The sequence below is a fragment of the Streptomyces hypolithicus genome, assembly GCF_052934925.1.
Window position 1 is genome coordinate 4828651 of sequence record NZ_CM128811.1, and the last position, 21801, is coordinate 4850451.

General features: G+C 71.1%; 15 protein-coding genes and 2 pseudogenes. 8 read left to right on the plus strand and 9 right to left on the minus strand.

Features of this window, described 5'->3' with window-relative positions; translation table 11 throughout:
- Window positions 1–36: 36 nt before the first annotated feature.
- The 8 genes and pseudogenes from ACU6WZ_RS22780 to ACU6WZ_RS22815 all read right to left on the minus strand — a co-directional run bounded on the left by ACU6WZ_RS22780 (window position 37) and on the right by ACU6WZ_RS22815 (window position 8653).
- Complete coding sequence (locus ACU6WZ_RS22780) at window positions 37–882, minus strand: HpcH/HpaI aldolase/citrate lyase family protein (protein WP_447030032.1); 846 nt, start codon at window positions 880–882, stop codon at window positions 37–39.
- Complete coding sequence (locus ACU6WZ_RS22785; RefSeq protein WP_447030033.1) at window positions 879–2129, minus strand: CaiB/BaiF CoA transferase family protein; 1251 nt, start codon at window positions 2127–2129, stop codon at window positions 879–881. The genes ACU6WZ_RS22780 and ACU6WZ_RS22785 overlap by 4 nt, the downstream gene beginning before the upstream one ends.
- Window positions 2126–2866: pseudogene (locus ACU6WZ_RS22790) on the minus strand (ADP-ribosylglycohydrolase family protein); the annotation flags it as partial. The gene ACU6WZ_RS22785 and the pseudogene ACU6WZ_RS22790, both read right to left, overlap by 4 nt.
- 141 nt (window positions 2867–3007) lie before the next feature.
- A complete protein-coding gene (locus ACU6WZ_RS22795; RefSeq protein ID WP_447033827.1) occupies window positions 3008–4435 on the minus strand; it encodes an IS1182 family transposase in 1428 nt (475 codons plus the stop codon).
- A gap of 96 nt (window positions 4436–4531) precedes the next feature.
- Window positions 4532–5410: a hypothetical protein gene (locus ACU6WZ_RS22800; RefSeq protein WP_447030034.1), complete on the minus strand. Its 879-nt coding sequence runs from the start codon at window positions 5408–5410 to the stop codon at window positions 4532–4534.
- Window positions 5407–6546: an ADP-ribosylglycohydrolase family protein gene (locus ACU6WZ_RS22805; RefSeq protein ID WP_447030036.1), complete on the minus strand. Its 1140-nt coding sequence runs from the start codon at window positions 6544–6546 to the stop codon at window positions 5407–5409. The genes ACU6WZ_RS22800 and ACU6WZ_RS22805 overlap by 4 nt, the downstream gene beginning before the upstream one ends.
- Window positions 6543–7718, minus strand: coding sequence for an ADP-ribosylglycohydrolase family protein (locus ACU6WZ_RS22810; RefSeq protein WP_447030037.1), 1176 nt, complete (start codon window positions 7716–7718; stop codon window positions 6543–6545). Before ACU6WZ_RS22810 ends, ACU6WZ_RS22805 begins: the two co-directional genes overlap by 4 nt.
- Entirely contained in the window at window positions 7715–8653 is a 939-nt protein-coding gene (locus ACU6WZ_RS22815; RefSeq protein ID WP_447034191.1) for an ADP-ribosylglycohydrolase family protein, read from the minus strand. Before ACU6WZ_RS22815 ends, ACU6WZ_RS22810 begins: the two co-directional genes overlap by 4 nt.
- 320 nt (window positions 8654–8973) lie before the next feature.
- On the opposite strand from ACU6WZ_RS22815, the gene ACU6WZ_RS22820 reads away from it, so the two are divergent.
- The 6 genes from ACU6WZ_RS22820 (at window position 8974) to ACU6WZ_RS22845 (ending at window position 18884) form a co-directional block, all read left to right on the plus strand.
- On the plus strand, window positions 8974–9705 hold the full coding sequence (locus ACU6WZ_RS22820) for a VIT1/CCC1 transporter family protein (protein WP_447030038.1): 732 nt from the start codon (window positions 8974–8976) through the stop codon (window positions 9703–9705).
- 137 nt (window positions 9706–9842) lie between these two features.
- Window positions 9843–11006, plus strand: a complete 1164-nt coding sequence (locus tag ACU6WZ_RS22825) for an IS701 family transposase (protein ID WP_185302568.1) — start codon at window positions 9843–9845, stop codon at window positions 11004–11006.
- Between the two features lie 381 nt (window positions 11007–11387).
- Window positions 11388–15947: a glutamate synthase large subunit gene (gene gltB, locus ACU6WZ_RS22830; protein ID WP_447030039.1), complete on the plus strand. Its 4560-nt coding sequence runs from the start codon at window positions 11388–11390 to the stop codon at window positions 15945–15947.
- Complete coding sequence (locus tag ACU6WZ_RS22835) at window positions 15940–17400, plus strand: glutamate synthase subunit beta (RefSeq protein WP_447030040.1); 1461 nt, start codon at window positions 15940–15942, stop codon at window positions 17398–17400. Before gltB ends, ACU6WZ_RS22835 begins: the two co-directional genes overlap by 8 nt.
- 177 nt (window positions 17401–17577) lie before the next feature.
- Window positions 17578–18294: a vWA domain-containing protein gene (locus ACU6WZ_RS22840; protein WP_447030041.1), complete on the plus strand. Its 717-nt coding sequence runs from the start codon at window positions 17578–17580 to the stop codon at window positions 18292–18294.
- Window positions 18291–18884 carry a HutD/Ves family protein gene (locus ACU6WZ_RS22845; protein ID WP_447034192.1) on the plus strand — a complete coding sequence of 198 codons (594 nt, stop codon included), beginning with the start codon at window positions 18291–18293 and terminating at the stop codon, window positions 18882–18884. Before ACU6WZ_RS22840 ends, ACU6WZ_RS22845 begins: the two co-directional genes overlap by 4 nt.
- Before the next feature lies 1 nt (window position 18885).
- Here the strand turns inward: ACU6WZ_RS22845 and ACU6WZ_RS22850 are convergent.
- Window positions 18886–19267 (minus strand): annotated as a pseudogene (locus tag ACU6WZ_RS22850) (VOC family protein).
- A gap of 286 nt (window positions 19268–19553) precedes the next feature.
- On the opposite strand from ACU6WZ_RS22850, the gene ACU6WZ_RS22855 reads away from it, so the two are divergent.
- Both ACU6WZ_RS22855 and ACU6WZ_RS22860 read left to right on the plus strand, forming a co-directional pair.
- Window positions 19554–19757: a cold-shock protein gene (locus ACU6WZ_RS22855; RefSeq protein ID WP_015607926.1), complete on the plus strand. Its 204-nt coding sequence runs from the start codon at window positions 19554–19556 to the stop codon at window positions 19755–19757.
- 87 nt (window positions 19758–19844) lie between these two features.
- Window positions 19845–21602, plus strand: coding sequence for a DEAD/DEAH box helicase (locus ACU6WZ_RS22860; protein ID WP_447030042.1), 1758 nt, complete (start codon window positions 19845–19847; stop codon window positions 21600–21602).
- The last annotated feature ends 199 nt before the right edge of the window (window positions 21603–21801 follow it).

Here is a 21801-nt window from a genome sequence, read left to right on the forward strand (position 1 = left end):
GCTCCGGACCCCCGGTCCGGGCGGAGCTGGACGCAGTCACCGGCGGGGGCGGGACGCCAGGGCCAGGGTGCGGTACGCGCCCGCCACCACCGCCGCGTCCACGAAGCGGCCGTCCGGGAGCGCCAACGCGCCGCCGTCCGCGGCCGCCGCCTTGACGACCTCCTCCGCCTCCTCGATTTCCCTCAGCGTCGGCAAGAAGGCCTCCTCGATGACCGGCAGCTGGCGCGGGTGCAGCGCGGTGCGGCCCAGGAAGCCCAGGGCCCGGCCCTGGGCGCATGACGCCGCCAGCGCCTCCAGGTCCCGCAGATCCGTGTGCACCGACTGGGCCGGCGGCCCCAGGCCCGCCGCCCGTGCCGCGACGACCACCCGGCTGCGTGGCCACGCGAGGCCGACGTCGTCCCGTACGCCCAGATCCGCGCGCAGGTCCGCCTCACCGAGCGCGATTCCGCGCAGCGCGGGGTGTGCCCCGGCGATCGCGTGGGCGTGCTCGATGCCCAGCGCCGATTCGAGCAGGGCGTACAACGGCACGTCCGGCGCCACGTTCGCCACGTGCCGCACCTCGGCCGAGTCGGTGACCTTGGGCAGGCGCAGGGCGCACAGGCCGGGAAGCCGCGCCAGGGCGTGCAGATCGGCGTCGCCGAGCGGGCTGCCGAGGGCGTTCACGCGGACGTGGACCGGGACGGCCGTGCGCTCGGAAAGCAGCTCAGCGGTGGCCGAGCGGGCGTACTCCTTGCGGTGCGGGGCGACCGAGTCCTCCAGGTCGACGATCACGACGTCGGCCCCGGCACGCAACGCCTTGGCGACCGTTTCGGGGCGGTCGCCGGGTGCGTACAGCCAGGTCACGGGAGTGGGTGTGGGCGTGGGCATGGGGGGCGCCGTCATCGTGTGCAGCCTGTGTCGCGGAGGACGGCGATCTCGGACTCGGTGAAGCCCGCCTCCGTCAGGACCGCGTCGGTGTCGGCTCCGTGCGGGCGGCCCGCCCAGCGGATCGCGCCGGGTGTCTCGGAGAGGCGGAACAGGACGTTCTGCATCCGCAGCGGGCCCAGCTCGTCGTCCTGGACCTCGGTGATCGTGTCCAGGGCGCGGAACTGGGGGTCGTCCATCACATCCCGTACGTCGTAGACGGGCGCGATCGCGGCTTCGGCCTTCTCGAAGGCGGCGAGCACCTCGTCGCGGGTGCGGCGGCCGATCCAGTGGCCTACGGGCCCGTCCAGTTCGTCGGCGTGCTCGGCGCGTCCGCTGCCCGTGGTGAACCACGGCTCGTCGATCAGGTCGGGGCGGCCGACCAGGCGCATCACGCGTTCGGCGACGGACTGGGCCGAGGTGGAGACGGCCACCCAGGCGTTGTCGGCGGTGCGGTAGGTGTTGCGCGGGGCGTTGTTGCGGGACCGGTTGCCGGTGCGGGGCTGGACGTAGCCGAGCTGGTCGTACCAGAGCGCGTGCGGGCCGAGGACGGCGAGGATCGGCTCGATGAGGGCGAGGTCGACGACCTGGCCGCGGAGGGTTGTGGCGCGGGCCGTGATCGCGGTCATCACCGCGTACGCGGTGGCGAGGGCCGCGATCGAGTCGGCGAGGCCGAATGGCGGGAGCGTGGGTGGGCCCTCCGGCTCCCCGGTCATGGCGGCGAAACCGCTCATCGCCTCGGCGAGGGTGCCGAAGCCGGGGCGGTGGGAGTACGGGCCGAACTGGCCGAAGCCGGTGACGCGGGCCAGGACCAGTCGGGGGTTGACCGCGGTCAGCTCCGCCGGGCCCAGGCCCCACTTCTCCAGGGTGCCGGGGCGAAAGTTCTCGATGACCACGTCCGCGGTGGCGGCGAGGCGCAGGAGGGCGTCGCGGCCGGTGGGGGCGGACAGGTCGAGGGTGATCGTGCGTTTGTTACGGCCGAGCACCTTCCACCACAGGCCGATGCCGTCCTTGGCGGGGCCGTGGCCGCGGGAGGGGTCGGGTTTCGTGGGGTGCTCGATCTTGATGACGTCCGCGCCGTAGTCGCCGAGCATGGTGGCGGCCAGGGGGCCGGCGAAGAGGGTGGCCAGGTCGAGGACGCGCAGGCCGGTGAGGGGGGCGGCGGGTGGGGTGGGAAGTGCGGGTGGGGGTGTGGGGGTGGATGCGGGTGGGGTGGGGCTGGTCATGGCCGGGTCGCCTCCGTGTGGGTGAGGTGGGCGAGGGTGTCGAAGCCGATGCCGTCCAGGCCTGCGACGCAGGTGGCGAGGCGGTTGTGGAGGGGGTCCGTCCAGTGGGCGGGGATCGCCTCGGGGGAGCCGGCCAGGAGGCCCGCGATGCTGCCGGCGGTCGCGCCGTTCGAGTCGGTGTCCCAACCGCCGGACACCGCGCGGCAGATGGATCCGGTGAAGTCGCCGTCGGCGTGGGTGAGGGCGGCGGCGATGAGAGCGGCGTTGGGGACCACATGGACCCAGTGGTGGTGGCCGTAGGCGGCGTGGAGGCGGTCGACGACGGTGTCGAAGGTGGTGTGAGCGTGGGCCGTTTCGATACCGAAGCGGACTGCCTTGGCGAGGCGGGAGTCCGGGGGGACGACGGTCAGGCCCGTGTGGAGGCACTGGTGTACGTCGGAGGTGCCGGCGGCGGCTGCGGCGATGGTGGCGGCGGCGAACATCGCGCCGTACACGCCGTTGGCAGTGTGGGTGAGGGTGGCGTCCCGGTGGGCCTGTTCGGCGGCGGCCGCCGGGTTGCCGGGGTGTGTCCAGCCGTGGATGTCGGCGCGGATCAGGGCGCCGATCCATTCGCGGAACGGGTTGTGGTGGCGGGCGGTGTGCGGGGGCGTCAGGCCGAGGAGGAGGTTGCGGTAGGCGACGCGTTCGGCGGTGAAGGTACGGCCTGCGGGGAGTTCGTCCAGCCAGACGTGGGCTAGGAGCGTGGGTCAGTAACGAGCAGGCGGCCGGGTGGTCGGGTCGGCGGGATCGGTCACAGTCGCCCGGTCGGTGTCGGCTGGCCCGAGGCTGGGGTCTCCTGGGCCTCGGGATGGTCCAGAGGAGGGCCTGGGCCGGGCCGGTCACCCGGTCGCCGCGGCGAGTCCGGTGGCCGTGGTGTGCCGGAAGATCTTGCGGAGGTTGTGGCAGGCTGCGAGCAGTCGCCACTCTCCGCGGGCGCCGTCTTCGCCGCGGAGCATGAGCTGGCGGCCGTTCTGGCAGGTCATGATCTGGCCGAAGACGGGTTCGACGATGGCTTTTCGGCGGCGGTAGGCGGCTTTGCCGGGTTTGGTCCGCAGTTTGCGGGCCATGCGTTCCTTCAGCGTGGCGTTCGCCGGGATGCGTCCGCGTGGTGCGGGCGGGACCTGTTCGTCGTGGGCGAGGCGGCCGGTGGCCATGAACGTGTCGGTGCCGCAGGTGAGTTGGCGGTCTTTCGCGGCCTGGAGGTTGGTCTCGGAGCAGTATCCCGCGTCGACCAGTGCCTGCTTGGGGTGGATGCCGGTGTTCTGGGCGGACTGGTTGAGCATCGTGGTGTAGTTCAGCGTGTCCGCGGCGTTGGTCGTCACGTCGGCGGCGGTGATGACCTGGTGTTCGGCGTCGACGACGGCCTGGGCGTTGTAGGCCTGGATGTAGGCGCCGTCGCTGTTCTTCATGATCCGTGAGTCGGGGTCGGTGAAGTTGGCCTGCGCCTTCGGCTTGGGACGGGCTTTCGCGGCGGCCTGCTGCCCGGCGTCGGTGACGGCCTGTTCGTCGTCGGTGCCGGCGCGATCCTGCCTGCGGCGTTCCTTGTCCTCGGCGTGGCGGCGGGCCTTCTCAGCAGCCTCGGCTTCGATCTGGGCGCGGGCGGCCTGGAGCCGGGCGAGTCGCTTCTCGCGGCGGTCCAGCTCGGCGGGCAGGTCCACGTCCTTGCCGTCGGCGCCGAAGATCCGGTCCTCGGCGGTGTCGGTGGACTCGGCGTCGGCCAGCAACGCGGCGGCCTTGGACTCCAGTTCGGCGATCTCGGCTTCGATCCGCTCCTCCTTGTCGATCAGTCGGGAGTAGCTCATCGCCTTGTGTCTGGAGGCGCTGGCCTCCAGCTTCGTGCCGTCCAGCGCGACCCGGCCCATCCTGACCATGCCCAGCTTCTGCGCCAGGTGCAGTGACTGCGTGAACAGGTCCGCGAGCGCGTCCAGGTGGCGGCGGCGGAACCGTGAGATCGACCGGAAGTCCGGCGCCTGGTCGGCGGCCAGGAACCGGAACGCGATGTCATCCACGCACTTGCGCTCGATCGCCCGCGAGGACCGGATGCCGGTGGTGTAGCCGTAGATGAGCAGGCGCACCATCAGGCGCGGATCGTAGGGCGGGAAGCCGCGCTTCTCGGTGTAGCCGGCCAGGACCGGCCCCAGATCCAGCACGTCGTCGACCAGGTCGGCGACGAACCGGGCCAGGTGCCCCTCGGGCAGCCAGTGGTCCAGCGACGGTGGCAGCAGCAGGACCTGGTGCGGGTCGAACGCCCGGAACCGCTTGTCCACCGCCGCTGGATGACCCTGCGGCTGCTTCTTCTCGACCGGCTCGACCTCAAACAGTCCATCCCCACCACGCATACGGACATCATTCCTTACGAATGATCACGAACCGAAGGCGGGTTGCCGGTTACTGACCCACGCTCCTAGGTGGGTGGTGGTGAAGGCCTTGGTGTGGCGCTGGAGGAGGAGCAGGCCGAGGAGCGGGTAGTTGAGATCGTCGTCCTCGGGCATGCCGTTGATGTTCTCGGCCAGGGACGTGGGGGCGGAGCGGCGGTTCCAGGGGTGGCGGGCGAGGAGTGCTTCCGGGACGCCTCGGGCGGTGAACCAGGTGCGCAGGGGCCAGTTGCCGGTGCTGGCGGCCAGTTGGCGGATGGCGTCCAGGGGGAGCTTTTCGACGGGCTTGCCCAGGAGGCAGCCGGCTGCTCTGCCTAGCCAGGCGGCGTGCAGGCGGTTGAGGAGGGGGGCGGGGATGCAGGGGGCCGGGGTGCTGCGGCCGGGGGTGCCGCTTCCGGGGGTGCTGGGGTCGGTGCCGCGCCGGGGCGTCTCCTCGGGCGCCGAACGTTCGGGTAGGTGTGGTTCCTCGGGGGGGTTGCGTTCGACGCCCTGCGGGGAGCGCCCCGACGCGTCCCCTCCTGGCAACGTGACAGGCGACGCGGGGGCGGACGCGCGGTCCGACGTGGGGGCGGACGTCGGGGGTGGCCAGGTCGGGCAGGCCTCTCTGATGGCTGTCAGGGGGGTGGGTTCGTACTGCGCTGAGGGGGTGGGGAGGTGGGCTAGTTCGGTCAGAAGCGTTTCCGCCAGGGTGCGCAGGTGCGGGGCTGCGGGGGTGGGGGATGAGCCGGAGGGGGGTGGGGTTGATGTGCCGCCGGCCGATTCCCAGCGGACGCGGAGGGGAGTGGGGTCGCGGCCGTCCTCCGCTGCCTGGCGCAGTTCGTGGGCGAGGAGGTCTTCCGGTTGCACCCAGGTCAGGCGGGTGGTCATGTCGCCAGCGCCTCGAATGCGTTCTCGTGGGCCCGGTGGCGGTCCTTGTCGCGGGCGTACACCTCGCGGGTGACCTCTGCGAGGGTGTGGGCCGGGGCGTGCAGGTCGGTGCGACTTGCTTCGGCCACCGTCTTGGACCAGTCGTGAGGGATGGCGGATTCGCCGTGGAGTGCGCCCGCGATCGCGCCGCTCATCGTGGCGATCGAGTCGCAGTCGCGGCCGTAGTTGACCGCGCCCAGGACGCTGTGGCGGTAGTCGCCGCCGGCGACCAGGAGCATTCCGAGGGCGACGGGGAGCTCTTCGATGGAGTGCAGCCGGGACGGGCGGCGGGCGGCGAGCGTCGGCTTGCGGTAGTCCGGGCCTACTGTGTCGAAGGGGGCGACGGCGGCGCGGAGGGGGGCCAGTGCGGACTCGAAGTCGTGGTGGCGGACGGCGGTTTCGGCCGCTGCTTCGATGGCTGAGCGGGTGCCGTCCTTCGCCAGGGCGAGGCAGGTGTCGACGATGGTCGCGGGTGTCGCGTCGGGGGTGCAGGCGGCTGCCACCGCGGCCGCGAACACTCCGGCAGCCTCGCGGCCGTACGACGACTGGTGGGCGCCCGCGACATCGATCGCCTCGGCGTACGCCGCTGCGGGGTTGCCCGCGTTGACCAGGCCCACGGGGGCCATGTACATCGCCGCGCCGCAGTTGACGATGTTCCCCGCGCCGGCCTCGCGCGGGTCGACGTGGCCGTAGTGGAGGCGGGCCACGATCCACTTCTCGGCGAGGAAGACGCGCTGGAGGGGCAGGGCCTCGGCTTCCAGTTCCGGGATCCAGATGGGGGCGCCGATGAGTTCGGGGACCAGGTGGTCGGCGACGGCGTAGGCGTCCAGGTGGTCGCGGACCTGCGCGTACACGCGGATCAACGCGTGGGTCATGAGGGTGTCGTCGGTGATGTGGCCGTCACCCTTGTGGTACGGGGCGATGGGGCGCGCCGTACGCCAGTCGTCGTAGAACGGACCGACGATGCCGTGCACGCGGCCGCCGTGGCGTTCCTGGATCTGCTCGGGGGACCACCCTTCGACCGGGCCTCCGAGGGCGTCGCCGACCGCCGCGCCGAGGAGGCTGCCGGTGGTGCGGTCTTCCAGCGTGAGCGTCATGTTCGGATCAGCCTTTCGTGGGGCGGGTGGGCGGTGAGCCGTGCGGCCAGGTCGACGAGGTCGGTGCCGGCCAGGCGGGGGAGTGCGCAGCCGACGAGGGTGCGGCAGGCGTCGCGCCAGCCGGGTGGCAGCGCGTCGCCCCCGCCGAGTGCGCCGGTCAGCGCGCCGGCCAGGGCGGGGGCCGAGTCGGCCACGCGGGACAGGCAGGCCGCGGCGGGCACCGCCTCGGTGACGCGGCCGCGGGCGGCGGTGGCCAGGGCGAGAGCTACCGGGAGGGTTTCGGCGGCCGCGATGCCGTAGCTGTAGACGTGGTCGACGATCTGGTGTTCGAGGGTGGGGACGAGGGCGAAGGCGCTGGTGGTGGTCGCCTCGCGGGCGAGCAGGACGGCATGCGCCGCGTTGCGCCCGATCTCGGTGGCGCGGGGGAGCTGGGCGAGGGCGGCGTCCACGGCATCGTCGACCGTGGCCCCGCCGAGGGCCGCGGCGACCGCCGCCGCCATGGCTCGGGCACCGTGCACGCCGTCGCCGTCCTGGGTGTAGCGGGCGTCGAACTCGGCGAGCTCGGCCGCGGCGGCCGGGTCGCCCGGCTGGGCGGTGGCGAGTACGGCGGCGCGGATGCAGGCGGCGTCGTCGAAGTAGTGCGGATTGTCGTGGCCGGTGGCGGGCGGCCGCAGACCGGCGGCGAGGTTGCCGAGACCGGCGCGTACGGAGATCCGGGCGCGGAGGGGGAGTACGGCGGACTCGACCTCGGGGGCGCGGTCGGCCGCAGCGGCGACCTCGGCGGCCAGGGCCGTCCAGGCCCGGTCGATCTCGGCACGAAGGCGGCCGGGGGCGGCGGCGAGGATCGTCACGGCGGTGAAGGCCGCCCATTCCGCGTCGTCGGAGGGGCCGAGGCGCAGGGGTTCAGGGGGTTGGTTGAGGGCGATGGGGACGGGGAGAGTGGTGGTCGCGTTCTGCTCGGCGAACGTGTCGAGTTCGCGGGTGAGCCGACGGGTCCAGTCGGGCATACGGGCAGCGCGGTGGCGAGCCGCGGGCCATCCCGCGGCGTCGCCCGCGGCCAGGCCGAGGAGGAGGCCCTCGATTCGGCGGATGCCGGGACCGGCCCCCGCCCCGGGCTCGTCCGCTTCCGCGACATCGGGGAGTACTGGTGCCTCGGAGGTGTACGGGGTCATGAGGCTGCCTGGGGGTCGTCGTCCGGGGTGAGCAGGTCGGCTACGTCCAAAACGTGGTGGTCGCGCATCGAGGGGAGACAGCTGCCCCGGGCCGGGGCGATCACCGACGCCCAGGCCGGCGGGATGGCCCGGGCGCCGCACATCGCGCCGGCCAGCGCGCCCGCCACCGCCGCCGTGGTGTCCGCGTCGCGGCCCATGTTGACCGCCGTCAGCACCGAGCCCGCGAAGTCGCCGCGAGCCGCCGCGAACGCCCCGAAGGCGAGGCCCACCGCCTCGGGGGCCAGGTCCGTCCAGGGGTAGCCGCCGATCACCACCGCCGAACGCACCGCCCGTTCGCCCTGCGGCGCCGCCGCCACCGCCCGACGCAGCGAGCGGGCCGTCCAGGAGTCGGCGGGGACGACGGACAGGGCCGCTGCCGTGACGCCCGCCGGGGTCGCCCCCGTCATGGCCGCCGCCACCCCGGCCGCCACGGCCTGGCCGCCGTAGATGCCCTCGCCCTCGTGGCTCACACAGCCGTCGATCGCCACCAGGCGGGCCGCCTCCGCCGGCCGGCCCGCCGCGAAGACGCCGAAGGGGGCGGCCCGCATGGCCAGTCCGTCGCTCCACGCGTGCCGGTGCTGTGCGGAGATCGGCGCGGCCAGGCCCCGGCGGAGGTTCTCCAGCGTGCCGCGTTCGCTGAAGCCCGCACCCCGGAAAGGGCCTTCGTCGAGGTCGACGATCCACAGGTGCCAGGCGTGCTCGACATGGGCCACGGTGAGCGCCGAGCCGTGGCGGGCGAGCAGGAGGCCGGAGAAGATCGCGTACTCGGTGTCGTCCGTACCGGCCGGGTCGTCGGCCACGAAACCCTCGATGCGGCCCCAACGGCGGCGGATCTCCGACGGCTTCATGTTCTCCGCAGGCGCGCCCAGCGCGTCCCCCACCGCCAGGCCGAGCATCGCGCCCCGGCCCCGGTCGCGCAGGGCACGTACGCCGTGGCGCACCCGCAGGGCCGTCAGCGCGCGGCCGCGATCGGCACGTTCGGTACGGGATCGCATGCACTCAACTCCCTCGGCTCCGTTCCTGGATCTGTGCCACGCGAGGGCTCGGCGAAGGCGTCGAAACGTCCAAGTCACCCGGTCGGCCATCGCCGGGCAGACGCGGGTAAGTACGGCCTGCCTTGCTGGCGGGCGGCCCGAATCGTGCGTACTTTCGAAGGCGTTGGGGGGCAGAGGGACCGCACACGGGACCGCCTCCGGCGAGAGGGGAACACGGCGACATGGCGATCATCGAGACCGAGGCGACGCTTCACGCGGCGCACCGCGACAACCACACCCACCGCGATGTGAACGGGGGCTGGCTGCGCCCCGCGGTGTTCGGCGCGATGGACGGACTCGTCTCCAACCTGGCGCTGATGACCGGTGTCGCCGGAGGGTCCGTGGGCCAGCAGACGATCGTGATCACCGGGCTCGCGGGCCTGGCCGCCGGCGCCTTCTCCATGGCGGCCGGCGAATACACCTCCGTCGCCTCCCAGCGCGAGCTGGTGGAGGCCGAACTCGATGTCGAGCGGCGCGAGCTGCGCAAGCACCCCATGGACGAGCTGGAGGAGCTGGCCGCGCTCTACGAGTCGCGGGGCGTCGAGCCGGGGCTGGCACGCGAGGTCGCCACCCAGCTGTCCAGAGACCCGGAGCAGGCGCTGGAGATCCACGCCCGCGAAGAACTCGGCATCGACCCGGGGGACCTTCCCTCACCGCTGGTCGCCGCCGTATCGTCGTTCGGGGCTTTCGCGCTGGGCGCCCTGCTGCCCGTACTGCCGTATCTGCTCGGTGCCTCGACGCTGTGGCCCGCCGTCGCTCTCGCACTAGTGGGGCTCTTCGCCTGCGGGGCGTTGGTGGCCAGGGTGACCGCGCGGTCCTGGTGGTTCAGCGGGCTGCGTCAGCTGGCGCTCGGCGGGGCCGCAGCGGGTGTGACGTACGCCCTTGGGGTCCTGTTCGGAACCGCCGTAGGATGAGACACTATGCAGGGCTCCGCATAAGTAGTTGTTACCTCGTGGTTTTGTTCCCTTAATACTGCAACCGCATGTGGCGTGACAGGGCGCCGTCTTGGTCGTTGGACTGACTGTGTGATGAATCGCTGACGGTCGCGCAGATCGAGAACTGGTCCGAGGGGATAGCCGATCTTCATGCTCGCTTTGCGGGCCGTTTCGGCAGGTCGGAGCCGCGTGAGCGGGCGCTGGACTACCTGAGTACGTTGCTCGCACCGCTGGAGAAGAAAAACGGGTGGACGCTGGCCGAGCAGGCTGGCCAGCGTCGCCCCGACGGTTTCCAGCGGCTGCTGAACTTCGCCGACTGGGACGAGAATGCCGTCCGTGACGACGTGCGTGACTTCGTCGTCGAGACGATCGGCGCCAAGGACGCGGTGCTGATCGGGGACGACACCGGCTTCCTGAAGAAGGGCGTCAAGTCGGCCGGTGTCCAGCGGCAGTACTCCGGAACGGCCGGCCGCACGGAAAATTGTCAGATCGGCACGTTCCTGGCCTACGCCTCCGTGAAAGGCCGGGCGCTGATCGACCGGGAACTGTATGTCCCCGCCTCCTGGACCGATGACCGCGAGCGGTGCAGGCAGGCCGGGATCGGTGACGAGGTGCCCTTCGCCACGAAGATCGAGCATTTCAAGTGGATGCTGCAACGCGTGATCGACGCCCGTGTCCCCTTCGCCTGGGTCACTGCGGATGAGGCATACGGCCAGGTCAAACACATGCGGGCCTGGCTGGAGGAACGGCACGTCGCCTATGTACTGGCCACCAAGGTCAACGACATCGTGACCACCACCGATGGTGCGGTCGCCGAGGTGCGCGACCTGATCACCGCAGTGCCCCGGCAGAGATGGAAGCGGATCTCCGCCGGAGCGGGCGCGCACGGTCAGCGGTTCTACGACTGGGCCCGGATCGCTGTCCGCCCGCAGTGGCAGGACGGCTTCGGGCACTGGGTCCTGGCCCGCCGCAGCATCAGCGACCCCGCCGAGATCGCCTACTACGTCTGCTACGGCCCCGCCACCTCCCGGCTGAAAGACCTGGTCAGAACCGCTGGCGCACGGTGGCAGGTGGAGGAATGCTTCCAGATCGCCAAGGGCGAATGCGGCCTGGACCACTACCAGGTCCGTCTCTACCGGGCCTGGTACCGGCACATCACCCTCGCGATGGCCGCCCTCGCCTACCTGACCGCCACCCGTGCCGCAGAAGCCACAAAAGGGGCAGCCGAGACGACGAGCAAGACCTCATACCCCTCAGCGTCCCGGAGATCCGCCGGATGATCGGGCACGTCGTCATCACGCCCCGCTGCCACGACAACGAGCACCGTCTCCGCTGGTCACACTTCCGACGCCGCAGCCAGGCCCGAGCCCGCCGCTGTCACTACCAACGCCGAGGCCAAAACCCACACATGCGGTTGCAGTATTAACCACCGGGCATGAGCCCTCAACACCGTGGGCAATGAAGCCTGCTCCGCGACGGCCGGACTGATGTCGGTCTGTCCGCCCCCGAATCACCTACACCGCTTTGCGTGGTGTCCGCATGCTGGAATGAGCTATCCGCTAACCGAGAAGCCAGCCATCATGTAACCTGCACGAAATTTCGCGGAGGGCCAACGTCGTCCCTCGGTAGTTGCATATGCCACGACGACGACGGGAGTGCCAATGCGTTCCGACGCCTGGTCGCCCATGGACGGTCGCCCCGCCCAGCAGGGGATGTACGACCCCCGTAACGAGCACGACGCCTGCGGCGTCGGCTTTGTGGCCACCCTCACCGGTGTGGCCAGCCATGAGCTGGTCGAGCAGGCGCTGACCGTACTGCGCAACCTCGAACACCGCGGTGCCACGGGATCCGAGCCCGACTCCGGCGACGGCGCCGGAATCCTGCTCCAGGTCCCCGACACCTTCCTGCGCGAGGTCACCTCCTTCGACCTGCCCGAGGCCGGGGCATACGCCGTCGGAATCGCGTTCCTGCCTGCCGAGGACAGCGCCGCCGCCGTCGCACGGATCGATACGATGGCCGCCGAGGAAGGGCTGAACGTCCTCGGATGGCGCGAGGTGCCCGTCACGCCCTCGCTGCTCGGCAACGGCGCCCGCGCCACCATGCCGGCCTTCTCACAGATCTTCGTTGCAGACGGTACGTCCACGGGCGTGGCCCTGGACCGCAAGGCCTTTCTGCTGCGCAAGCGTGCCGAGCGCGAGGCCGGTGTCTACTTCCCGTCGCTGTCCGCGCGGACCATCGTCTACAAGGGCATGCTCACCACAGGGCAGCTGGAGCCGTTCTTCCCGGACCTCTCCGACCGGCGCTGCGCGACCGCCATCGCGCTCGTGCACTCGCGTTTCTCCACGAACACCTTCCCCAGCTGGCCGCTCGCCCACCCGTACCGCTTCGTCGCGCACAACGGCGAGATCAACACGGTCAAGGGCAACCGCAACTGGATGAAGGCCCGCGAGTCGCAGCTGGCGAGTGACCTGTTCGCGGGCGAGACGCTGGACCGGATCTTCCCCGTCTGTACGCCCGACGCCTCCGACTCCGCCTCCTTCGACGAGGTGCTGGAGCTGCTGCACCTCGGCGGGCGCTCGCTGCCGCACGCCGTGCTGATGATGGTCCCCGAGGCGTGGGAGAACCACGACTCCATGGACCCGGCCCGTCGCGCCTTCTACCAGTACCACTCCACGATGATGGAGCCCTGGGACGGCCCGGCCTGCGTCACCTTCACCGACGGCACCCAGGTCGGCGCCGTACTCGACCGCAACGGTCTGCGTCCCGGCCGCTACTGGGTCACCGACGACGGGCTCGTCGTGCTGTCGTCGGAGGTCGGCGTGCTCGACATCGACCCGGCGAAGGTCGTACGCAAGGGCCGGCTGCAGCCCGGCAAGATGTTCCTCGTCGACACCGCCGAGCACCGCATCGTCGAGGACGACGAGATCAAGGCCTCCCTCGCAGCCGAGCAGCCCTACCAGGAATGGCTGGAAGCCGGCGAGATCGAGCTGGAGGACCTCCCCGAGCGCGAGCACATCGTGCACACGCACGCCTCCGTCACCCGCCGCCAGCAGACCTTCGGCTACACCGAGGAAGAGCTGCGCATCATCCTCGCCCCGATGGCCCGCACCGGCGGCGAACCGCTCGGCTCCATGGGTACAGACTCGCCGATCGCGGCTCTCTCCGAGCGCCCCCGGCTGCTCTTCGACTACTTCACTCAGCTCTTCGCGCAGGTCACCAACCCGCCGCTGGACGCCATCCGCGAGGAGCTCGTCACCTCGCTGCTGTCCTCGCTCGGACCGCAGGGCAACCTACTGGAGGCGACCGCCGCGTCCTGCCGCAGCGTCACGCTGCCCTTCCCGGTGATCGACAACGACGAGCTGGCCAAGCTGATACACGTCAACGCCGACGGCGACATGCCCGGCATGACGGCCGCCACCCTGTCCGGCCTCTACCGCGTAAGCGGCGGCGGGGACGCGCTGGCCGACCGTATCGAACAGATCTGCGCCGAGGTCGACGCCGCCATCGAGGACGGCGCCCGGCTGGTCGTGCTCTCCGACCGGCACTCCGACGCCGAGCACGCGCCGATCCCGTCCCTCCTGCTGACCTCCGCCGTGCACCACCACCTCATCCGCACCAAGCAGCGCACCCAGGTCGGACTGCTCGTCGAGGCCGGCGACGTGCGCGAGGTGCACCATGTCGCGCTGCTCATCGGCTTCGGTGCCGCGGCCGTCAACCCGTATCTCGCCATGGAGTCCGTCGAGGACCTGGTCCTCGCGGGCACCTTCATCGAGGGCGCCGAACCCGAGCAGGCCATCCGCAACCTGATCTACGCCCTCGGCAAGGGCGTCCTGAAGGTCATGTCGAAGATGGGCATCTCGACGGTCGCCTCCTACCGGGGCGCGCAGGTCTTCGAGGCCGTCGGCCTCGACGAGGCCTTCGTCGAGAAGTACTTCAACGGCACCGCGACCAAGATCGGCGGCGCGGGCCTCGACGTGGTGGCCAAGGAGGTAGCCGCCCGGCACGCCAAGGCGTACCCGGCCTCCGGCATCTCCGCCTCGCACCGCGCTCTGGAGATCGGCGGCGAATACCAGTGGCGCCGCGAGGGCGAGCCGCACCTCTTCGACCCCGAGACGGTCTTCCGCCTCCAGCACGCCACGCGCGGGCGCCGCTACGACATCTTCAAGCAGTACACGCAGCGAGTGAACGAGCAGTCCGAGCGGCTGATGACGCTGCGTGGCCTCTTCGACTTCAAGAGCGGCCGTGAAGCCATCCCGATCGACGAGGTCGAGTCGGCCTCCGAGATCGTCAAGCGCTTCTCCACCGGCGCCATGTCGTACGGATCCATCTCCCAGGAGGCGCACGAGACCCTCGCCATCGCCATGAACCAGCTGGGCGGCAAGTCCAACACCGGCGAGGGCGGCGAGGACCCGGACCGGCTGTACGACCCGGCCCGGCGCTCCAGCATCAAGCAGGTCGCCTCCGGCCGGTTCGGTGTGACCAGCGAATACCTGGTCAACGCCGACGACATCCAGATCAAGATGGCGCAGGGCGCCAAGCCCGGCGAGGGCGGCCAGCTGCCCGGCCACAAGGTCTACCCGTGGGTCGCCAAGACCCGGCATTCCACCCCCGGCGTCGGGCTTATCTCGCCGCCGCCGCACCACGACATCTACTCCATCGAGGACCTGGCTCAGCTGATCCACGACCTCAAGAACGCGAACCCGCAGGCGCGGATTCACGTCAAGCTGGTATCGGAGGTCGGGGTCGGCACGGTCGCCGCGGGCGTCTCCAAGGCGCACGCCGACGTGGTGCTCATCTCCGGCCACGACGGCGGTACCGGCGCCTCGCCGCTGACCTCGCTCAAGCACGCCGGCGGTCCCTGGGAGCTCGGCCTCGCCGAGACCCAGCAGACGCTGCTGCTCAACGGGCTGCGCGACCGTATCGTCGTACAGACCGACGGCCAGCTGAAGACCGGCCGCGACGTGATCATCGCCGCCCTCCTCGGCGCCGAGGAGTTCGGTTTCGCGACCGCGCCGCTCGTCGTCTCGGGCTGCATCATGATGCGCGTCTGCCACCTCGACACCTGCCCGGTCGGCATCGCCACGCAGAACCCGGTCCTGCGGGAGCGGTTCTCCGGCAAGGCCGAGTACATCGTCAACTTCTTCCAGTTCATCGCGGAGGAAGTGCGCGAGCTGCTGGCCGAACTCGGCTTCCGTACGCTGGAAGAGGCCGTCGGCCACGCCGAACTCCTCGACACCGACGTGGCCGTGGACCACTGGAAGGCGCAGGGTCTCGACCTGGAGCCCCTGTTCTACGTCCCCGAGCTGCCGGACGGCGCGGTACGCCACCAGATCGCGGCGCAGGACCACGCACTGGAGAAGGCGCTCGACAACGAGCTGATCAAGCTCGCCGCCGACGCCTTGTCCGCGGACAGCGCCGAAGCGGCCGGGCCGGTTCGCGCGCAGATCGCGATCCGCAACATCAACCGGACCGTCGGCACGATGCTCGGCCACGAGGTGACGAAGAAGTTCGGCGGTGCGGGCCTGCCCGACGACACCATCGACATCACCTTCACCGGTTCGGCCGGCCAGTCCTTCGGCGCCTTCGTCCCGCGCGGCGTGACGCTGCGGCTGGAGGGCGACGCCAACGACTACGTCGGCAAGGGGCTGTCCGGCGGTCGTGTCATCGTCCGCCCGGACCGCGGCGCCGACCACCTCGCCGAGTACTCGACGATCGCGGGCAACACCATCGGGTACGGCGCCACCGGCGGCGAGCTCTTCCTGCGAGGCAGGACGGGTGAGCGGTTCTGCGTCCGCAACTCCGGCGCCACCGTCGTGTCGGAAGGCGTGGGCGACCACGGCTGCGAGTACATGACCGGCGGCCACGCGGTGGTGCTGGGCGAGACGGGACGTAACTTCGCGGCCGGCATGTCCGGCGGCATCGCCTACGTCATCGACCTCGACCCGGACAACGTCAACCCCGGCAACGCCGGCGCCGTCGAGCCGCTCGACGACACCGACAAGCAGTGGCTGCACGACGTCGTGCGCCGCCACCAGGAGGAGACCGGATCCACGGTCGCCGAGAAGCTGCTGGCCGAGTGGGACACCGCGCTCACTCGCTTCAGCAAGATCATCCCGTCTACGTACAAGGCAGTGCTCGCCGCCAAGGACGCCGCTGAGCTCGCCGGTCTCTCCGAGCAGGAGACCACCGAGAAGATGATGGAGGCGGCGACCCATGGCTGACCCCAAGGGCTTCCTGACCACCGGCCGCGAGGTCGCCGAGACCCGCCCCGCCGGTGAGCGCGTCAAGGACTGGAACGAGGTCTACGTTCCCGGCTCCCTGCTGCCGATCATCAGCAAGCAAGCCGGCCGCTGCATGGACTGCGGCATCCCGTTCTGCCACAGCGGCTGCCCGCTCGGGAACCTCATCCCCGAGTGGAACGACTACGCCTACCGCGAGGACTGGACGGCTGCGTCCGAGCGTCTGCACGCCACGAACAACTTCCCGGAGTTCACCGGGCGGCTGTGCCCCGCTCCCTGCGAATCGGCGTGCGTGCTCGGCATCAACCAGCTGGCCGTCACCATCAAGAACGTCGAAGTCACCATCATCGACAAGGCGTGGGGCAACGGCGACGTCACCCCGCAGCCGCCCGAGCGCCTCTCCGGCAAGACCGTCGCCGTGATCGGCTCGGGCCCGGCGGGCCTGGCCGCCGCCCAGCAGCTGACCCGGGCCGGCCACACGGTCGCCGTGTACGAGCGTGCCGACCGCATCGGAGGCCTGCTGCGCTACGGCATCCCCGAGTTCAAGATGGAGAAGTCGCACATCAACCGGCGCATCGAGCAGATGCGCGCCGAAGGCACCAAGTTCCGTACGGAGGTGGAGATCGGCCGCGACGTCGACGCCGCGAAGCTGCGCAGGCGCTACGACGCGGTGGTCGTCGCCGCCGGAGCGACCGTCTCCCGCGACCTGCCCGTCCCGGGCCGCGAGCTGAACGGCATCCACTTCGCGATGGAGTACCTGCCGCTCGCCAACAAGGTGCAGGAGGGCGATCTGACGGTGGCCCCCATCACCGCCGAGGGCAAGCACGTCGTGGTCATCGGCGGCGGTGACACCGGTGCGGACTGCGTGGGCACCGCCCACCGCCAGGGCGCGGCCTCCGTCACCCAGCTGGAGATCATGCCGAAGCCGGGCGAGGAGCGGAACCCGGGCCAGCCGTGGCCGACCTTCCCGATGCTCTACAAGGTCACCTCCGCACACGAGGAGGGTGGCGAGCGGGTCTACGCCGTCTCCACCACCCACTTCGAGGGCGACGAGGACGGCAACGTCCAGTCCCTGCACCTCGTCGAGGTGGAGTTCAAGGACGGTAAGCTCGAGCAGAAGTCCGGCACCGAGCGGAAGATCCCCGCCCAACTGGTCACCCTCGCGATGGGTTTCACCGGCACGGATCAGGAGAACGGCCTCGTCCAGCAGTTCGGCCTGGAGCTCGACGCGCGCGGCAACGTCGCCCGCGACGGGGACTACGCGACCAACGTGGACGGCGTCTTCGTGGCCGGGGACGCGGGCCGCGGCCAGTCCCTGATCGTCTGGGCGATCGCCGAGGGCCGCTCGGCGGCGCGCGGCGTCGACCGCTTCCTGACGGGGGCGAGCGACCTCCACGCCCCGGTCAAGCCGACGGACCGTGCGCTGACGGTCTGACCTACGGCCCCACATTCGTCCCGTACAACGGCGTGCGGAACTGAACGCGGCGCCCGCCCTGTCCCCGACCGGACAAGGGGTGGGCGCCGCGATGCGTCCGGGGGTGGCCCGGATAGCGTACGAAGCTGCCGGTCGGCCGGCCCGACCGCGTACGCGAACCGGATTGAGGAGCCCCGCATGGCGACAACCCTCCGCAAGGTGGAGGAGACCGCGCCCGCGCTGGTCAGCCTCTACAAGAGCGCCGGCGTCAGTCTGCACAAGCACGGGCTGGGCGGGGCACGCGCGGCCGTCTACCTCGTCGTCGACTACTCGGGCTCCATGAAGCCCTATTACACGGACGGCAGCGTGCAGGCGCTCGCCGACCGGGTACTGGGCCTGTCCGCGCATCTCGACGACGACGGGTCCGTCCCCGTCGTCTTCTTCTCCACCGACGTGGACGCTGTCACCGACATCGCGCTCGACAACCATCAGGGGCGGATCGACCGCATCGTCGCCGGGCTCGGCCACATGGGCAAGACCAGCTACCACCTGGCCATGGACGCGGTCATCGACCACTACCTCGACAGCGGCTGCACGGACCCGGCCCTGGTCGTCTTCCAGACCGACGGCGGGCCGATCAACAAGCTGGCCGCAGAGCGCTACCTGTGCAAGGCGGCCGAACTGCCGCTCTTCTGGCAGTTCATCGGCTTCGGCAACACCCGCAGTTCGCAGTTCGACTTCCTGCGCAAGCTCGACGAACTCCCCGTGCCGGCCAGGCGCCGCGTCGACAACGCCGGTTACTTCCATGCCGGCCTCGATCCCCGCCAGGTGTCCGACGCTGAGCTCTACGACGCGCTGGTAAGGGAGTTCCCGTCGTGGCTGAGCGCCGCCCGTACGGCCGGCATCGCGCGATGACGCGGGACGCGCGGGTGTTCAGGGTGCTGCGGGCCGCCGAGCGGCCCGTGGCGCCGTGGAAGCACGGCGGAGGTGTCACCCGCGAGATCGCCGCGTGGCCCGACGGCGCCGGGACGGACGGCTTCGAGTGGCGGGTGAGCCTCGCGGACGTCACGGCAGACGGTCCCTTCTCGACGTTCCCCGGTGTGGACCGCACACTCACCGTCGTCGAGGGAGCGGGCATGGACCTCACGGTGGGCGGCGAGCGCCACCTGGTCGACGCGCGCGACACCCCCCGGCGCTTCCCGGGCGACGTACCGACCCACGGCCGTCTCCTCGACGGTCCGGTCGTCAACCTCAACGCCATGCACCGCAGGGACGGCCGCACGGACATGCTCGTCTCCGTCATACGGGGGCGGCTGCCGATCAGCGTCCCGGCCGGCGCGATGACGTTGATCGTCGCCCTCGAAGGGCCCGCGCGTCTCGTGGCCGAGGGCGTCGTCCTCGGCCGCTACGACGCGGTGCTCGTGGCGGCCCGGGCCGGCGATCCGGGACGGCCGGTGGCACTGGACACGGAAGGGCGGGCGGCCGTCATCACCTGCGTGCGCTGAGTCAGTGCCGTACGAGGCAGAAGGGGTGCCCTGCGGGATCGGCGTAGACGCGCCAGCTCCTCGCCCCCGCCCCGTCGTCCAGCAGCAGTGTCGCGCCCAGCTCCGTCACCTCCGCAATGAGCCCGGCGGAGGTCCGCGACGCCGAAGTCGAGATGGGACTGCTGCGGACGCTCCGGGTCCTCCCGCCGGGGCGGCCGGTGAGCGTCGGCCCGCTGGAACGCCAGGACCTGGCCAGCGGCGGTATGCAGGGTCGCCCAGTCGTCGTCCACGCTCCACCGGCGGTCCGGCCGGTTGACCTCACCCCCGGCGAGCGACCCGTAGAAACGGGCCAGGGCACGCGGATCGGGGCAGTCCAGGACCACACACTGCAGTTCAGCGATCATCCCCGGACCCTAATCCGCGCGGCGGAGTGCACCCTCCGGGCGGCCCGGACCGCCGGGGCGACACGCTGACACGATCTTTGCGGCGCCGAAGCCTGGCGCTCCGGCGCCATCGTGTTAGAGTAGCCGAGTTGCAGTTTTGGTACCCATAAACATTATGTGCGCCTGACGGGAATGCTTCCTCAGGCGCATTTTGTTTTCCGGTTCTCCGGATGGGGCTCATTGCGGCGACGTGGAATCCGTACGGTGCGGATTTGCGGATCTGCCCCAGTTTTTTTAGGAGAATGACATGGCTACTGGAACCGTGAAGTGGTTCAACTCGGAAAAGGGCTTCGGCTTCATCGAGCAGGACGGCGGCGGCGCCGACGTCTTCGCCCACTACTCCAACATTGCCACCCAGGGCTTCCGTGAGCTCCAGGAGGGCCAGAAGGTCTCCTTCGACGTCACGCAGGGCCAGAAGGGCCCGCAGGCGGAGAACATCGTCCCGGCCTAATCAGCCGACGCGATACCTCGCTGGCCGGGGCCCGCACCGTGAAGGTGCGGGCCCCGGCTTGTGCTGTCCCCAGGAAGGCAACCCCGAATGACTCGCTCCGAACGCCCCGCCGCCGCACGCTCAGCACGCCCCGTCCGCAACCGCCCCGCCCAGGCCCGCGGCAAGGCCCCCGCCGGCAAGACACCCGCCAAGGGTGGTGCCCGTCGCGCCACGCCCCTGCAGGGTGAATTCGCGATGCCGGAGACCATCACGCCGGCGCTGGGTGCCGTCGAGAACTTCGCCGATCTCGACATGCCCGCCGCGCTGCTCAAGACCCTGGCGGCACAGGGTGTGACCGAGCCCTTCCCCATTCAGGGCGCGACCCTGCCGAACTCACTCGCCGGCCGCGACATCCTCGGCCGCGGACGCACCGGCTCCGGGAAGACCCTCGCCTTCGGCCTCGCCCTGCTGGCCCGTACCGCAGGCCGACGCTGCGAGCCGCGCGCACCGCTCGCCCTCGTCCTGGTGCCCACCCGGGAACTCGCGCAGCAGGTCACCGACGCGCTCACGCCGTACGCGACCGCCGTGAACCTGCGGATGGCCACCGTCGTCGGCGGCATGTCGATCACCAAGCAGGCGAACACGCTGCGCCGCGGCGCTGAGATCCTCGTGGCCACCCCCGGCCGCTTGAAGGACCTCATCGAGCGCGGCGACGCGGAGCTCGGCCAGGTGTCGATCACCGTGCTGGACGAAGCCGACCAGATGGCCGACATGGGCTTCCTTCCGCAGGTCACAGCGCTGCTCAAGCAGGTCGAGCCGGACGGGCAGCGGATGCTGTTCTCGGCGACCCTCGACCGCAACGTCGACCGGCTCGTGCGGATGTTCCTCACCGACCCGGTGGTGCACTCCGTCGACCCGTCCGCGGGCGCGGTGACGACGATGGAGCACCACGTGCTGTACGTCGCCGACGAGACCGACAAGAAGGCCGTCGCCACGCGCATCGCCGCACGCGACGGCAGGGTCATCCTCTTCGTGGACACCAAGCGCGCCGCGGACCGCTTCGCGAAGCGACTGCTGGCCAGCGGTGTGCACGCGGCGGCGCTGCACGGCGGCCGTTCGCAGCCGCAGCGCAACCGCACCCTCGACCAGTTCAAGGCCGGGCAGGTTACGGCGCTGGTCGCCACGAATGTGGCCGCCCGCGGAATCCATGTCGACGACCTCGACCTCGTGGTCAACGTCGATCCTCCCGTCGACCACAAGGACTACCTGCACCGCGGCGGCCGCACAGCCCGCGCCGGCGAGTCCGGCAGCGTGGTCACGCTGGTGCTGCCCGACGAGAAGCGGGAGATGACGCAGCTCATGTCGGACGCGGGGATCGTTCCGAAGACCGCGCGGGTCAAGTCCAGCGACGACGAACTGACCCGGATCACCGGCGCGCGCGAGCCGTCGGGCGTGGCCATCGTCGTGGAGGTCCCGCAGCAGCAGCAGGCGTCCGCGCAGCCCAAGCGGCGCCCGCAGAGCGGCGCGCGCGGCGGACGGGGGAGCGGCGGGGCGGGCCGCACCGGTGGCGCCGCCAACGGTGGCGGTCGCAGCGGTGGGTCCGGAGCCGGCGCTCGTACGCAGGGCGAGCGCGCCCAGACGGGCGGCCGCGCCTCCCAGGGCGGCGGTCGCGCACAGGGCGGCGAGCGTGCGCAGGGCGGTGGTCGCGCACAGGGCGGCGAGCGTGCGCAGGGCGGCGGTCGCTCGCAGGGTGGCGGTCGCTCGCAGGGTGGCGAGCGGGCCGGTGCGCGTGCGCAGGCCGGCGGTGGGCGTGGTAGTGGGCGCGGTGGACGCGCCCAGGGCGGCAGCCGCAGCGCAGCCGCGTAGGAGGGTCTTCGTACTCCGGCCCGTCTCCAGGGCCCCGGACAGCGCATCCCGAGGCGTTCGCGCCCACGGGCCGGGGTGGGGTCGGCCGGAGTAGGTGGACCGCGCCTGACGGTCTTGGGGAGGCCTTCGGGGGACGGTGGCGGGTGAGGTGAACGTCCCGCGAATTACAGGCAGTTGGCGTTGACGCGTCAACCGCTAC

Excerpts from the sequence above, each read along its gene's own strand:
- ACU6WZ_RS22780 (WP_447030032.1), bottom strand. The coding sequence starts at position 882 with ATGACGGCGCCCCCCATGCCCACGCCCACACCCACTCCCGTGACCTGG.
- ACU6WZ_RS22785 (WP_447030033.1), bottom strand. The coding sequence starts at position 2,129 with ATGACCAGCCCCACCCCACCCGCATCCACCCCCACACCCCCACCCGCA.
- ACU6WZ_RS22800 (WP_447030034.1), bottom strand. The coding sequence starts at position 5,410 with ATGACCACCCGCCTGACCTGGGTGCAACCGGAAGACCTCCTCGCCCAC.
- ACU6WZ_RS22805 (WP_447030036.1), bottom strand. The coding sequence starts at position 6,546 with ATGACGCTCACGCTGGAAGACCGCACCACCGGCAGCCTCCTCGGCGCG.
- ACU6WZ_RS22810 (WP_447030037.1), bottom strand. The coding sequence starts at position 7,718 with ATGACCCCGTACACCTCCGAGGCACCAGTACTCCCCGATGTCGCGGAA.
- ACU6WZ_RS22815 (WP_447034191.1), bottom strand. The coding sequence starts at position 8,653 with ATGCTCGGCCTGGCGGTGGGGGACGCGCTGGGCGCGCCTGCGGAGAAC.
- ACU6WZ_RS22820 (WP_447030038.1), top strand. The coding sequence starts at position 8,974 with ATGGCGATCATCGAGACCGAGGCGACGCTTCACGCGGCGCACCGCGAC.
- gltB (WP_447030039.1), top strand. The coding sequence starts at position 11,388 with ATGCGTTCCGACGCCTGGTCGCCCATGGACGGTCGCCCCGCCCAGCAG.
- ACU6WZ_RS22835 (WP_447030040.1), top strand. The coding sequence starts at position 15,940 with ATGGCTGACCCCAAGGGCTTCCTGACCACCGGCCGCGAGGTCGCCGAG.
- ACU6WZ_RS22840 (WP_447030041.1), top strand. The coding sequence starts at position 17,578 with ATGGCGACAACCCTCCGCAAGGTGGAGGAGACCGCGCCCGCGCTGGTC.
- ACU6WZ_RS22845 (WP_447034192.1), top strand. The coding sequence starts at position 18,291 with ATGACGCGGGACGCGCGGGTGTTCAGGGTGCTGCGGGCCGCCGAGCGG.
- ACU6WZ_RS22855 (WP_015607926.1), top strand. The coding sequence starts at position 19,554 with ATGGCTACTGGAACCGTGAAGTGGTTCAACTCGGAAAAGGGCTTCGGC.
- ACU6WZ_RS22860 (WP_447030042.1), top strand. The coding sequence starts at position 19,845 with ATGACTCGCTCCGAACGCCCCGCCGCCGCACGCTCAGCACGCCCCGTC.